The organism is Candidatus Bathyarchaeia archaeon (genome assembly GCA_038882715.1).
Taxonomy (GTDB): Archaea; Thermoproteota; Bathyarchaeia; order Bathyarchaeales; family DTEX01; genus DTEX01.
In genome coordinates this window covers 136,441-150,039 of the sequence record JAVZNR010000001.1, presented here as the reverse complement: position 1 = coordinate 150,039, position 13,599 = coordinate 136,441, and the positions used below count along the sequence as shown (strand labels likewise).

General features: G+C 44.5%; 14 protein-coding genes. 6 read left to right on the top strand and 8 right to left on the bottom strand.

Annotated features, from left to right (window positions below):
• Positions 1 to 51: 51 nt before the first annotated feature.
• The 3 genes from QXR61_00785 to QXR61_00775 are packed head-to-tail and all read right to left on the bottom strand — an operon-like array spanning position 52 to position 3,798.
• Positions 52 to 858 (bottom strand): SAM-dependent chlorinase/fluorinase, encoded by an 807-nt coding sequence (locus QXR61_00785; GenBank protein ID MEM3756488.1) that lies wholly within the window; start codon positions 856 to 858, stop codon positions 52 to 54.
• Positions 859 to 878: 20 nt separating this feature from the next.
• Entirely contained in the window at positions 879 to 2,063 is a 1,185-nt protein-coding gene (locus QXR61_00780; protein ID MEM3756487.1) for an iron-containing alcohol dehydrogenase, read from the bottom strand.
• A 58-nt stretch (positions 2,064 to 2,121) separates the two neighbouring features.
• The gene (locus QXR61_00775) at positions 2,122 to 3,798 is read right to left on the bottom strand and encodes a thiamine pyrophosphate-binding protein (protein MEM3756486.1); all 1,677 of its coding nucleotides are present in this window, start codon (positions 3,796 to 3,798) and stop codon (positions 2,122 to 2,124) included.
• A gap of 125 nt (positions 3,799 to 3,923) precedes the next feature.
• Here QXR61_00775 and QXR61_00770 point away from each other — a divergent pair, with 125 nt between their 5' ends.
• The 6 genes from QXR61_00770 to QXR61_00745 all read left to right on the top strand — a co-directional run bounded on the left by QXR61_00770 (position 3,924) and on the right by QXR61_00745 (position 9,638).
• Complete coding sequence (locus tag QXR61_00770) at positions 3,924 to 4,274, top strand: hypothetical protein (protein ID MEM3756485.1); 351 nt, start codon at positions 3,924 to 3,926, stop codon at positions 4,272 to 4,274.
• Between the two features lie 11 nt (positions 4,275 to 4,285).
• On the top strand, positions 4,286 to 5,536 hold the full coding sequence (locus QXR61_00765) for an AAA family ATPase (protein ID MEM3756484.1): 1,251 nt from the start codon (positions 4,286 to 4,288) through the stop codon (positions 5,534 to 5,536).
• Positions 5,536 to 7,293: a hypothetical protein gene (locus tag QXR61_00760; protein MEM3756483.1), complete on the top strand. Its 1,758-nt coding sequence runs from the start codon at positions 5,536 to 5,538 to the stop codon at positions 7,291 to 7,293. The genes QXR61_00765 and QXR61_00760 overlap by 1 nt, the downstream gene beginning before the upstream one ends.
• A gap of 37 nt (positions 7,294 to 7,330) precedes the next feature.
• Positions 7,331 to 8,323 carry a thiamine-phosphate kinase gene (gene thiL, locus QXR61_00755; protein MEM3756482.1) on the top strand — a complete coding sequence of 331 codons (993 nt, stop codon included), beginning with the start codon at positions 7,331 to 7,333 and terminating at the stop codon, positions 8,321 to 8,323.
• Positions 8,324 to 8,466: 143 nt separating this feature from the next.
• Positions 8,467 to 9,018, top strand: a complete 552-nt coding sequence (locus tag QXR61_00750) for an MFS transporter (GenBank protein MEM3756481.1) — start codon at positions 8,467 to 8,469, stop codon at positions 9,016 to 9,018.
• Positions 9,015 to 9,638 carry a TatD family nuclease-associated radical SAM protein gene (locus tag QXR61_00745; protein ID MEM3756480.1) on the top strand — a complete coding sequence of 208 codons (624 nt, stop codon included), beginning with the start codon at positions 9,015 to 9,017 and terminating at the stop codon, positions 9,636 to 9,638. Before QXR61_00750 ends, QXR61_00745 begins: the two co-directional genes overlap by 4 nt.
• On the opposite strand, the gene QXR61_00740 is transcribed toward QXR61_00745, so the two are convergent.
• From QXR61_00740 to QXR61_00720, 5 genes are all read right to left on the bottom strand, one after another.
• Positions 9,632 to 10,330, bottom strand: a complete 699-nt coding sequence (locus tag QXR61_00740) for an HAD family hydrolase (protein MEM3756479.1) — start codon at positions 10,328 to 10,330, stop codon at positions 9,632 to 9,634. The genes QXR61_00745 and QXR61_00740 overlap by 7 nt on opposite strands.
• A 1-nt stretch (position 10,331) precedes the next feature.
• Positions 10,332 to 11,447, bottom strand: coding sequence for an SIS domain-containing protein (locus QXR61_00735; protein MEM3756478.1), 1,116 nt, complete (start codon positions 11,445 to 11,447; stop codon positions 10,332 to 10,334).
• Positions 11,444 to 12,013, bottom strand: a complete 570-nt coding sequence (locus tag QXR61_00730; protein MEM3756477.1) for a TATA-box-binding protein — start codon at positions 12,011 to 12,013, stop codon at positions 11,444 to 11,446. The genes QXR61_00735 and QXR61_00730 overlap by 4 nt, the downstream gene beginning before the upstream one ends.
• An 84-nt stretch (positions 12,014 to 12,097) precedes the next feature.
• The gene (locus QXR61_00725; protein ID MEM3756476.1) at positions 12,098 to 12,679 is read right to left on the bottom strand and encodes a signal peptidase I; all 582 of its coding nucleotides are present in this window, start codon (positions 12,677 to 12,679) and stop codon (positions 12,098 to 12,100) included.
• An 85-nt stretch (positions 12,680 to 12,764) separates the two neighbouring features.
• On the bottom strand, positions 12,765 to 13,544 hold the full coding sequence (locus tag QXR61_00720; GenBank protein MEM3756475.1) for a tRNA (adenine-N1)-methyltransferase: 780 nt from the start codon (positions 13,542 to 13,544) through the stop codon (positions 12,765 to 12,767).
• Positions 13,545 to 13,599: the final 55 nt, after the last annotated feature.

Genomic DNA, 13,599 nt, shown 5'->3' with positions numbered 1-13,599 from the left:
AAGATATAACTTAAGAATTTAATTTTATTTATCGATAACCCGCCTCTCGCCTTAACCTATTTTATGGATGATTATTCCTTCACCATCTTTAACCCCGAAGAACTTTGAGGCGTTACCTTGATTTACCGCTATCTCAAGAAAATTGCAGCTTCCAATTATCGCGAGAGGCGTGCCGATTTCGGCTTCGCCGTAAGCCTTACAAAATCTCAGCAACATTTTCTCTTTTCCAAGTTCAACAAGTAGATTGCCGCTTTCTTTGATCCCAAGGAGCTTCAGATCTGAATACGTTATGTTTGTAATTAGATTTCCGAAGTCATCAATATGTATTATTTCGCCTCTAATGGAGCGGTCTAACACTTTAGGCCTAGCGAAACTAGGCATAATGGGATCAAATATTTCTGAACCCATCTCTGAGGGCGGAACACCTCTCGTTAAATACGCTGCAGCCGGCGCAAATATATCTCTCCCATGAAAAGTCCTCGAAATACTTTTGAGCATGTATTTCCTGTTCTCTACAACATATACGTGTCTAACGTTTTCTCTCTGAGCAGAAAGCATCAATAAACCATTGTCCGGACCCACATAGAAACTCCTCCTGGTTTCAACTATTATCGGCCGCCTTTCCGTGCCTACCCCAGGGTCAACGATGGCTACATGTACGGTTCCTTTTGGAAAGAATGGTGCTGCGCGTGCTAATAGGAAAGCTCCCATTCTAACATCGAATTTTCTAACCTCATGGCTTATGTCAACTATATGCGCGTTTGGAGATATCGAAAGTATAACGGCTTTCATCTCAGCAACGTAAGAGTCTCTAAGGCCGAAATCTGAGAGTAGAGTGATTATTGGGCGTTTGGGCAATCGTTTTCACCGATTAGTTTTCACTCGAAACCATGCCACATTTCTGCAACTAGGCTTAAAGCGTCTTCTTTAGATATATTTCTTGGGTTTCTCTGAATTAGACGCGTGAAAGTTAACAATTTGCCTGCGATTTTCCTAATATCACTTTCAGGTACACCTATATCTTTCAGGCTTCTAGGCATGTTAAGATCCCTCAGCAGATTCAAAAGCTTATGTAGAATCAGCTCCCCAAGACTGTCGCCCGCAACCTTTTCTCTAGGGAGCCCAATGGCTTCAGCAATTTGAGGAATTTTATGAGAAATTGCTGGCATATTGAACTTAAAGGCGTATGGTAGGGCTAAACCGCAGGAGACGCCATGCGGCACCCTATAGGCTACGGAGAACGAGTATGCGAGAGCGTGTCCTAAACATACCCATGAGTTCGCAAACGCCATGCCGGCCATTAAAGATCCTAAACTCATGTTGACTCTGCTCTCCAAATCACCGCTACTATAGGATCGCGGCAGGTATTCACATATTATTTTGATGGCTTGCAGGGCCAACGCGTCAGTTAATGGGTTAGCGTTGACCGCCATCACTGCTTCAAGCGCATGGCTCAACGCATCCAAACCAGTTGAAGCTGCTATTTTTTGAGGCATACTGAGAGTTAGCTTAGGGTCTACTATTGACGTGTCGCTAAGTAGGTATGGGCTTATTATCGCCGACTTTACCTCTTCCTCCTCTAATGTTATAACAGCGACCTTAGTAACCTCCGAACCAGTCCCAGCCGTCGTCGGCATAAGGATCTTTGGCAGTCCAGGTTTCTTGACTAGATCTACACCAACATAGCTCCTCATTAAACCTGGATTAGTCACGGCTATAGATGCGACTTTAGCCATGTCTAGCACGCTGCCTCCCCCAACTCCAACAACTATATCGTACTTACCGTTTCTAGCGAACTCAGCTATGCTCTCGGCCACTTCTAGACTGGGTTCCGCCTCGACATCGCTGAACACTTCGAAAGCTAGACCTTCATCTGAAAGAGCCTCCTCAACCTCTCTAGTGACGCCAAGAGCTCTTAGATTATTATCTGTGACAAGTAAAACTCTGCTTCCGTTGAGCGCTTTAACCTCAGATCCAACAGTTTCAGATGAATTAATCCCTAAGATTATTTTCCTAGGAAACTGAAAAATGTAGGTTTTTTCCATCAAGGCGTTTAGATCCATGGATATCCCTTCATTTGACTTAAGGTGAGACTTTGGATATAAGGGTTTAATCGCTTCTTTATGGTGGGAGAGGCTCCTCCCCATCTATTTTAATATCTATGATTGCGGTTTCACCGCGTCTCGTAGCCCTTAACCCATCTTCTAAAGCTGATTTAAGCTGATTAGGCGTCTCAACGCTTATTCCATGGCAGCCGAACGCTTCCGCAATATCCGCGAACGATGGGTTTCTAAGATTGACGGAGAGGAATCTTCTGCCATAGAGTTCTCTTTGACGATGCTTTATCGTGCCTAGAGATCCATCATTAAAAATGCATATTAATATGGGCGCGTTCTCCTGAATGGCCGTCGCAACCTCATGCATGCTCATATAAAAGCCTCCATCACCGCATATGGCGACGACGCTTCTATTGTCGTCTTTGAGGGCTAACCTACATGCTATGGCTGCTGGTATAGCGTATCCCATGGGTCCAAAGCAGCCGGACTGTATCCAAGTGTGCGGCTCATAGATTTCTAGGAATGTTGAAGCCCACATCTTATTGTTCCCCGCATCTAGGGTGAATACGGTTTCTTTACTGCATGTCTTCCGGATTTCAGCGCATACCCTTTGTGGTTTTATCGGGCTTCTCTCCGAGAACATCTCAGAGTAATGCTTAGATCTTCTCCACTCTTCTCTAACGAGCTCTATGTATTTGAGCCACTCTTCGCGCCTATCTCCTCCAAGATATTTCAGCTTCTTGGTTCTCTCCAGCATTTCGGACAAAACCTTTTTTGCATCGCCTACGATGCCGACCTCGGCGCGATAATTCCTGTCAATAATTTCCGGATCTATATCAATGTGAATCAACCTTGCGTCTGGATTTATGTTGCTCCACATCTTCGTGCTTAAGGCGGCGAACCTGCACCCTACAGCCAATATCACGTCGGCTTCAGACACAATCTTATTGCTAAACGTGGAAGCATGCACGCCAATTCTTCCAACAGAGAGTGGATGATCCTCCGGGAATGAGCCTCTGCCATTAAATGTTGTAGCAACCGGAATATTCAAGCACTCTGCTAATTCTCTGAGCTCCCTATGCGCCCGGCTGGAATAATGCACGCCGCCACCTGAAACGATAACCGGCCTAAAAGATTCGATGAGAAGATTGAGCGCAGCGTCTATGGCGAGGGGATCGCCGCAGGGTTTAAACGTGGAGAAAATATGTGAAGCTGCTCTTGAAACCTCTTCCTCATTATAGTCTACATGCTGGCTTTGAATATCCACTGGCAGGTTCACGTGCACTGGCCCGGGTCTACCAGACACAGCTATCCTAACAGCCCTCTTCAGCGTCTCAACAGCTTTTTCCGGCTTAACCAGCATAGTAGACCATTTAGATATTGGGGAGAAAAGCAACACATGGTCGATTTCCTGAAAGGCCCCCTTACTTAGGTGACTTAAGGGTTGCTGTCCAGTAAGAACTAGTATAGGTGTGCTATCAGTCCACGCGGTTGCAACCCCCGTTAACAGGTTTGTTGCGCCCGGCCCACCTGTTCCATCGCAGACCCCTAGATTTCCGGTAAATTTTGCGTACGCGTCAGCCATGTAAGCCGCCGACTGCTCATGTCTAACAAGCACATGTCTTATTGATGAGGAAAAAAGGCTGTCGTATAGCGGGCAGGTTTGGGAGCCGGGCAAACCAAACATGAGGTTCACACCAATCTTCTCTAAAAACCTGACTATTACCTCTGAAACCTTCAAGTTTACGCTCACCGCAAACTACTAAAGAATCAGATCCTATTTAGCCTTTTAATCCACGCCTACCCTATAGCCCATAGGAAAAGATAAATTGCGCCCGAGTCATCTTTATAATAGAGCTTGGAACCATGAGCGTCAGCGAAAAATATAAGAGTTTTCTGGAGATTGAGGCGAGAAAAGCTCCCCTCGAGAAGAAACGTCTAGATGACGGCGAGCGTTTTTTAATATCTTGGTGGGATAGAACGGATAAGGTTATAGTTGAGAAAGGCTCCTCAGATATAATGGATTCAATATATTTAGGCGGGGATTTATCGAAAACAGTTATCATAGATCAAAAGGTCGCGAAGATACTTCGAGAACGCCTCCATGATTTAGAGGAGGAGAACCTCCGACTTCGCAGGCAGCTTAGAAGGATGAAAATTATAATATTTGGGCTTACGACAGCAACACTTGTAGCCGCATTCTTAGCCTTACTTTAGGAGGGAGCGAAGTGCCGCGGGATCTGCGAAATAAAGTGGTGGAGTTGGAGAGGGAGATAGCGAACCGTTTTGTTGCGAACAGGGAAGCCATTAGGGCGCTCGTGTTAAATCAGCTGCATCCGCGTTCAGCGTCCCTTATACGTGCGCCACGGGGCGTTGGAAAATCAACGCTTATGCTTTTACTGCTTAAGGGCATAACGGGTGACGATTTTGTCGTTGTTTTAGGGGCATCCGAAGTTAAGAGAGGCGAGGTCGTTGGTAGGCTCCATATACCGTCGCTTGAGAAGGAGGGGGTTGAACGGGTTCTTTGGGCCGCTTTCGTCAAGAGCCGTGGGAAAGGCATCGATGAGCTAAACCGCCTAAACCCCTATACGACGGCTAATATACATCACTTGATGCAGTTCGGTGAGGTTTGGGCTTATGGACAGAAATCTAGGGTTGACGATTATGTTTTAATCGCAAACGAGAACCCTTCGGACGCAACTTCATTTATTCATCCACCCCCATTCTACGACAGGTTCGATATATGCGTTTTTCTAAGAACATTAACGCTCAGCGAGAAATTTCAGCTTCAAGAAATGCTGGAGAGATACGATTGGAACTTGGTTGAATCTATGCCGCAAATACTTTCTTTTGATGAGCTTCAGGAAATTAGAATGGAGGTTGCGGATGTAGAGCTGGATGCGGAGTTAACCGGATACATTAACTTGATGGTTAGAGATTTCCAGTCATGTGTACGCGATAAAGAGAATTCTGAGATTAAGCCGCCGACACTTTGTGAAGGCTGCCACTTTATACGTGAGGTATGTGGGATAGTGAAAGAACCCGTGAGCGAGCGAGCCACAGTAGCCCTCATAAACCTCGCGAAAGCATTTAAATGGCTTTACGGAAAATGCGATGTCGACGATTTATTCCAGATGGCTTTATGGGTTTTCCCGCATAGACTAAATTTGATTCGGACAAGGAACATCTTAGTGGATCTGCAGAGCTTACTTGAAAGAGAAAGGGTGAAAATGGAGAATAGGCGGATAAGGAGGCAGTGGGCTCTACTTAATGAAATGATGAAGGGTTTCGACCCATCAATATATAAATTAGCTAGGGAAGCCGCCGTTGAAGATGTCGTCTTCGCTGAAGAGCTTATGAAGATTGAGGATAAGTGGATCAGCGAGGGTTTACTCAAGCGGGGCGAGGATATGGCGACGCAGATGGGTTGGCGCGTACACTACGGTAGTCATATTTATGATCGATGGAGGCTAAGGTAGTGGAGGATCGATTTAAACACGTGATAGAGGCTTTTAACCAAGCGTGGGTAGAGCTCTATTGTCCGCCCGTTAAGCTTACCGTTGACGATAGAATGCCTAAAGGCTCTAGGGTTTTTTCAGCCCTTAATGGGAGAGTCTTTGTGAACCCGAGAATTATTCCTGAGGGCTGCGACCCATACAAATATCTGCTCTGGTTTTTTCGCCATGAATTGGCGCACGTCCACTACTGTCCATATGACGCTAGAACAGTATATAGTCTAGAAAAAGCCGCCTTCAATGTTACCGGAGACTGGGATCTCGCTTACCTAGCCACGCATCTTTTCGCCGACCTCCAAATTAACGTAAATTATCTTCCAAGGAGATTCGGTGAGATCCCATACTTCATGAAGATCCTGAAGAAGGCTTCTTCTCTGCTCGAGCTTTTACTCCAAGAAGTCTATGTTCAAATAAACCCGATCCGCAAACCATCCAGCAAGGTTCTTGAAAACATCTCTAAAGAGCTTTTAGCAATAATATGGCTTAGTAAGCCATGGCATACAAAGGTTCAAATGATAGCGGTGGTGCTCTCAAAATTGAGAGGTATTTCCCCAAACATATTCTCGAGGAGAAGAGTGGAGAAAAGTTTACGAGATGGCGTAATTACAGTTAGAGAGGATCTTTTACCGAGCTCGTTGAGAAGTTTCGAGGAGATTTTAGGCGAAATAGAAAGCGTCTCTGATGCCGAGAAGTTTTTTAAGCAATGGATTAAGCCCCGTTTGCCCTCTGGGGAAAGGGAGAAGTCAAAAAGAATTTTTGAGAAAGAGCTCGCCTCCCATAAGGCAAGACTAGGAAAAATTAGGGAGGGTGGCATGGGCTACGGGGAAGGAAAACAGGAGAAAACAGTTAAATCTCTTAAAAAGCCTGATCGCTGTTTCGCTCTAGAGGAGCCGCGTCTCCCGAGCTCTCTCTCGAAACCATATGAAAACATAAACTCAAAAATCTTCGATGATGCGTTTTGGAAAAGACTCTGGTATAAGTCTAGGGCTGAAAACATAATTATACATTATTTATCCGAGAGCAGGATTAGGAAGCCTGTTTGGGCCGTCGTAAAGTATCCCGACGACTGGTATATTGAGGACGATATTGAAGACTTAGATTTGGACATAAGTCTTGACGAGGGGCCGCTGATACCTGAACTCACAACTTTAAAGTGGGTTGAGGAACCCGCTTTCCACGGTCAATCCTTGGTAACCGGTTATGTTCCATCAGAAATAACCATTCTAGATGCAAGCCTAAGCATGTCAAAAATACATGATGAGGCAGCCATAGCAGCTTTCATCGCCTACTTAGCCGCCCATAAAGCTGGTGGGCGAACGTCGACGGTAACTTTTTCAACAAGATATGTTTCCGCATCTTGGGATTCGCCGAGCGAATTAAAGGAAATGGTGCTTTCGATGGCTTTCGATGAATATACGGTCTTTCCAATCTACGAAGTTAGAAGATTGATATTGGAAAGCGGCGGCAACTGCTTTATAACTATCATTACCGACTGCGGATGGCAGAATATTGAGGAGGCTTTGCCGGTCATTGAGGACGCTTCGAATCTTGGGCATAAGGTGGTCATATTCATTCTTCCCGGCGGGGAATACCCCGATAAAATCAACTTGTTAAGAAGATGCTCCGGTGTGAAGATATATGACGTTAAAAAACCAGAAGAGGGTCTCAAAAACCTTGTTCTCCTTGAATCCATTAAAACCTATAAGACTTTTCTATCCTAGCAGATTTTTAGGACAATGCTAGTAGCGAGGGAGCGCAGTGAAGTCGGTTAGAGATCTGGGTGAAAGAGAGATAATAAAAATTATCATAGAGAAACTCAACTCTATGAGCGACATGCCTATACCCTTCGGAGACGATGTGGCGGCTATCCGCCTTGATGATGAAAGGCTAATCGTTGCGAAAGCCGATATGCTTGTTGGCAGAACTGACGTTCCACCGGGCATGAGTTTTAGGCAGGCGGCGAGGAAAGCTATAGTTATGGGCGTCAGCGACTTTGCGGCCAAGGGTGTTAAGCCCCTAGCCGCCCTCGTTTCTCTGGGTTTACCGTCCAGCTTAACTGAGAGAGACATAGAGGAGATAGGTTTAGGCTTGAGTGAAGGGGCAAAAGAATATGGCGTTTACATTGTGGGTGGAGATACAAACGAAGCATCAGACCTAGTGATAGACTGTTTAATGATAGGGTTATGTGATGCGAAGAAAGTTGTCAAGCGGAGCGGGGCTAAGCCGGGCGATATACTTGCGGTGACAGGATATTTTGGAAAAACGTCCGCTGGGCTTAGAATACTGCTTGAGGGTTTGAGTCCACCAGCTCATGTAAGGAAGCCGCTGGTCGAGTCAGTCTTGTTACCAAAAGCCCGTCTTAGAGAAGGCTTAATTCTAGCGGATCTGGGGGCATTGACGGCGTCAATAGATTCAAGTGATGGCTTAGCGTGGAGCCTTTATGAGCTTTCGGAGGCCAGTAAAGTTGGGTTTCTTATTAGGAATATTCCGATAGCGCCGGAAGTAAAGTGGTTTGCTGAGGAATATAATCTTGACCCAGTCAACTTAAGCCTTTATGGTGGGGAAGAATATGAGCTTGTCGTCACGGTTAAACCCAACATGTTTGAGAGGGCGAAAGAGGCTCTCGGCAGCATTGGAGTGCAACTGATAGAGGTGGGCGAGGCTATAGGTGAGAGGGAAATATGCATGGAGGTCAATGGGAAAAGGGTTATTGTAGAGAGGAAGGGATGGGAGCACTTCAAGTCGATTTGATTTTAGCGTCCCGTAACCCTTATTTAAGCCGAAGCTATATAACTTATTTAGGAGGCGGGCAGACCCCGGAATGTTGATTTCAACAACGAATAGTTTCAGAGAAATCTCCTACGTCTCCGCTCTACCCTTTGGAGGTAGAGCCTATGCGGAGAGAACGGATACTCTTCATGATCACGCTGAGCACTCTGAGTTCCTTAGGGGCGGGTCTGCTTGGCTCAATATATACAATATTTGTTCTTAATCGATTCCCCGTCTCAACATTAGACATAGGCATTCTTCTAACCATTTTTGGCATATCATCTGCAATTTTTAAGATGGTGGCCGGCAAGATGATAGATATTTACGGAAATAAAGTTATTTTCTTAGTAGGCGTCACGCTTGGCGCTTTATGCTCACTAGCATATATTTTCGCCTACGAACTCACGCATCTATACCTAATAGAATTTTTCCTAGGGCTATCATACGCCCTACAGGATCCGGCGCGGCTAGCACTTATTGTTGAGGTATGCAGCAGAAAGAGGAAGGGGCTAATTATAGGATTATCTGAATCCGCGTACGACATTGCCGGGTCCCTTGCAGCCTTCGTTGCCGCAGTGATAGTCAGCGTAGTCGGCTTTGAGCCGGTCTTCATCATGTGTTCCGGCTGCCAGATAATGGCTGGAATTATGGTTTTAAGGTTGAGGGGAAATATTTGAAGCGGAGGGAGGATTTCGTATACTGGTTGGGCGACACGCTCTACTTGAATATTACTAATCGCTGCTCCAACAACTGCTACTTCTGCTTTAAAAATTATTGGAGCGGCATAGCTGGCTTCAACCTCAAGCTCAGCGAAGAACCCAGTGTTAACGAGATAGTTGAAGACCTAGAGCGACATATCTCAAGGAGAAAATGGAGAGAGACCGTTTTCTGCGGCTTCGGTGAGCCAACTATTAGGCTTGATTGCCTACTGGAAATTGCAAAATGGATCAGGGAGCATTTTCTCTCCCTTAGGATTAGACTGGATACGAATGGGCACGCTCTCCTACTTAACCCCGGAAGAAACGTTGTAGAAGAGCTTAAGGATTCAGGTGTTAACGCGGTGAGCGTCAGTATAAATGGGCATGATGAAGAAACATATAATAGGATTTGTAGACCGGTTTTCGCAAATGCCTATAAGAGCGCCATTGAGTTCGTTAAAGTCGCTAGGGATGCGTCTCTCGATGTGGAGATTACGGCGGTGATGCTTCCGGAGATAGATATATCTAAGATTCAGGATTTGGCTTCAAGCCTAAAGGTTAAGTTTAGAGCAAGAGAATATATCCCCTGCTTCTACTGACGCTTCTCCTCCTCAATAACTTCGAATATCTGTGAAAGATTGTCTATCTCATATTTTGCGCAAGCCTCTGGAGACTCAGGTTCCTCAACGCAGTGATCGCCTCTCCTAAGTCTTACACTTATTAACCCCACTTTGTTCGCGTTTTTTATAGCCTTGTTTAACCTGCTGCTCACATATATGGCTTCATGAGGTTCAACATTTAATTCCCTGAGACATCTTCTGAAAACTTCGTCGGTTAATTCCAGGGTTCCACATTCTTCGGATATCACAACTGAATGAAATAGGTGATGAACCCCGAGATGTATCAGCTTCTGCCATTCCTTAACAGCTAAGCCATCGGAGATAACACCCAGCTTATATTTGTGGTCACGCAGTTGAATCAAGGTTGGAACAGTGTCGGGGAATGGTTTAAGATACGCTTGACTGGTTTCTCGATAAGCGACAACTCCAGCCGCTATAACCCTCGGGTTCCATCTTAACCCTAAACGCTCGAGAAGCTTATCAAAATGTTTACCGTAATGAGCACCATACTCGTTAACTATCTCTTCAAGCCTCTTATATCCTGTTTCAACATCTATTGGGAGACCCGCCTCAATCATAGCTCTTATAGCGTTAAGTCTCGCCATCCTCATCTGTAGAGAAGAATCGTAAAGCGTATCTTCAATATCGAAAGTTACAGCCTTTATTCTCACTCTACTTCACCACCTTCACGAGCTTTTCCGGCTTATCCGGGTTTAAACCTTTAAAGATGGCCACATAATATGTGAATAATTGGAGTGGAACAATAAATATTATTGGAGAGAAAATTTTAGGCAACCCGTATGGAACGAAAAAAACATCATCAAAAAATTTGAGGAAAGCGTCAGAATTCTCGGTTTTCTCTAAAACGGAGATTACCTTTGCACCAAAACTCCTGAAGCTTCTCGATAACTCAATGTAATCATTAACTTCTTCCATTGGGGAAATTAATATCATAAGCGTTCTCTCATCAACAAGCCTTATTGGACCATGAAGAAACTCCCGCGTCGCGAATCCCTCAGCAAAAACCATGCATGTCTCTTTAAGCTTTAAGGCGGTTTCTAGGGCAGTAGCGTAATTTGGCCCGCTGCCTAAGGCGAATATTAAGTTTTTGTCCTTATATTTTGTGGCTGTCTCACGAATATTCTCCCTATAAAACTTGAGTATTTCTTCGACTAAAAGCGGAACCTTAAAGAATTTTTCTCTTAAAATGCTAATGTCAGTTTCGCTCTCTTTAAACGCAGCTAATTCGATGGCAAACATTAAGACGGCTGTAAGTTGCGCCACATAGGTTTTTGTTGCCGGAACAGCGATCTCCTTGCCTGACCTTGGAATTATTACGTAGTCTGCTAGGTTTGCAAGCGAGCTTCCAGGAGTGTTCGTTACTGCGAGAACTCTCATTTTCCTCTTAACCGCGTATTTAACTGCATCAATAATGTCGGAGCTCTCCCCTGATTGGGATATAGCCACTACCAGAGACCTTCGTGAAATGCTTGGCGGTACCCAACGTTGGAACTCCGAAGCCGGTATGGTGCTAGACGCTAAATTCGTGAGACTTGAGAGCGCATATTGGGCCACTAGCCCGGCATGATAGCTTGTTCCGCTACCAGTTATGTACACTATATCGAAAACTTTAGACGCGATCTCGCTGGCCACGTTCTTTATGTTATCTCGCTCCTCCTCAATAGTTCTTCTAATTACTTCCGGTTCTTCCAGAACCTCTTTTAACATGTGATGATCAAAGTATTCGGTGAAAGTCAGATTAAAGTCCCCCAGTAGAGTTAGAGTCACCTTTGCTCATAATATATTAATCCTTCTCGCTCAAGCTTCTTCTGCAGGTTCTCCACAGCCCTATATACGTCCTCCTCTTTCTTAGCGCCCGTACAAACGAGTTTTCCACTCGCAAACAGAAGTATAACAACCTTAGGATCATCCATTCGGTAAATTAGACCTGGGAATTGCTCCGGCTCATACATCGTCTTACCTAGAACGTAAGCTGACTTTTCTAGATCAATAACACCATTTAAATTTGCAGAGGCCACAATATTCTGAATTTTTAATTCCGGCTTACCAACTATCACTATTCCGCTCTTCTTAAGCTCCTTAATAACCCTCATGACCGCCCTACGGGCTTCTCTCTCAGATTTCGCACCTGTGCAAACCATCTTACCAGAGTTAAAAATCAACGTTGCAGTTTTAGGTCTCTTTAATCTAAAAACTAGCCCTGGGAATTGCTCAGGGCGATATTCTACTCCGGGATAACCCTTGACAACAGCGTTTAAGTCTATTCTCTGATTTAGTGTTGCGGATGCAACCACGTTTTCTATTCTAACTTTGACTTGTGTTTGCTGAGACATTAAATGGCATCCCCCAACATGTATTTAACAAGTAACTTGAACTTTCTATGTTATGGGATATATTTATATTTATTTTCCACAGAATTATTTTTGACTAGAACTGTTGCCTCTATTGCCTATTCTCTCCTTTATTAGATCCCAGTTCTCTGATATTAAGAGAACCACTATTAAAATGGCTATAATCACTATTCCTCCCTCATTACCCAAATATATCCTAAAGTAGCCTAGGTAGGGTATTATGAAGATGACTTTACCATATATGCCATCCTCCCACACTATCCACGGATCCTCGCTCCAGTTATTGTCCCCCTTGGTTCTAAAGAACCACATCTTCCTTCCTTCATCATACCCTTTATATATTGCCCGATGAACTATGGGGGTGGATCCACCCCTCGGATCCTTAAAAACAATTATGTCACCGTACTTTGGATCCGCGTGGATATCTTCACCTCTCAATCCACCTTGAATAATCAACAGGTCTCCTCTACTAATTGTCGGCCACATGCTCCATGATTCCGGTGTAGATAACGGGTACTCTGTCCTTAAAATTACGGTGAGAATTTTGTGGGCGAGGAAAACGCTTACGATTAATATGGTGAACATGAGTAAAGTTTTAAACATCCTATTGTTCCAGACACGCTTGGCTTTACTCGGCAAATCGCTCAACTCACATTAATCCCCTTGTCAATCTATTCTTCTTCTCACTAAAATATCTTTTAGGATAAAAACCTATCTATGGAGCATTATGTAATCAATTCTCTGGGAGCGCCTTCCTCGCAAAAACCATATATCCGGTATGACCGGTCATTAAAGTCTCTGGCCGAGTCTTCCCTTTCTCAACCCTTATTCTTCTTACAAGGCATTCTATGGTCTCTATATTTGCGAAATTATTCATCTTTAGCTCTTCGACAGTTCTTATTACTTGATCTATCGTTGGGCTGAACGATATGAATGAGCCGCTACCCTTCAACGCTCTATACGCGTGAGGGACAACAAGCCAAGGCTCCGCCATATCTAAAACGACAGAATCAACGTTACTCTCATCTATCCCCAACGTTATGTCCTTACTCTTTAATTCAACATATTCCAGTACACCGGCCCTCTCTAAATTTCTCCGCGCAATCTCGAGAAGCTCGCTTCTAATCTCATAGCTATGTACTCGCCCATCGGGCCTTACATAACTTGCCAACACTGTTGTTAGGGCTCCAGTTCCAGTTCCAGCCTCAACAACTCGGCTTCCGGGCTGTATGTTGCCGAATAAAATTATGAGCGCCATATCCTTGGGATATATTATCTGCGTACCCCTAGAGCTCTTAAATATATAGTCCCTTATGCTCGGCTTAAACGCAATAAATTCAACTCCAAGACTGCTCTTCACACGTGTGCCAAACTCCTTACCGATAAGGTCATCAATTTTCACAAAACCCTTATGCGTGTGAAGAACCTTCCCCCTCTCCGCCTTCACCATATACGTCCTCTTATCATCTAGATATAGTAAAACGTAGTCGCCCTCTCTAATCCCATTGCTCAAAGAGATCACGCTCTGATAAAATTATCAGGAATATTTCATTTATTAGCTAGCTAAT

Excerpts from the sequence above, each read along its gene's own strand:
- QXR61_00780 (MEM3756487.1), bottom strand. The coding sequence starts at position 2,063 with ATGGATCTAAACGCCTTGATGGAAAAAACCTACATTTTTCAGTTTCCT.
- QXR61_00750 (MEM3756481.1), top strand. The coding sequence starts at position 8,467 with ATGCGGAGAGAACGGATACTCTTCATGATCACGCTGAGCACTCTGAGT.
- QXR61_00730 (MEM3756477.1), bottom strand. The coding sequence starts at position 12,013 with ATGTCTCAGCAAACACAAGTCAAAGTTAGAATAGAAAACGTGGTTGCA.
- QXR61_00770 (MEM3756485.1), top strand. The coding sequence starts at position 3,924 with ATGAGCGTCAGCGAAAAATATAAGAGTTTTCTGGAGATTGAGGCGAGA.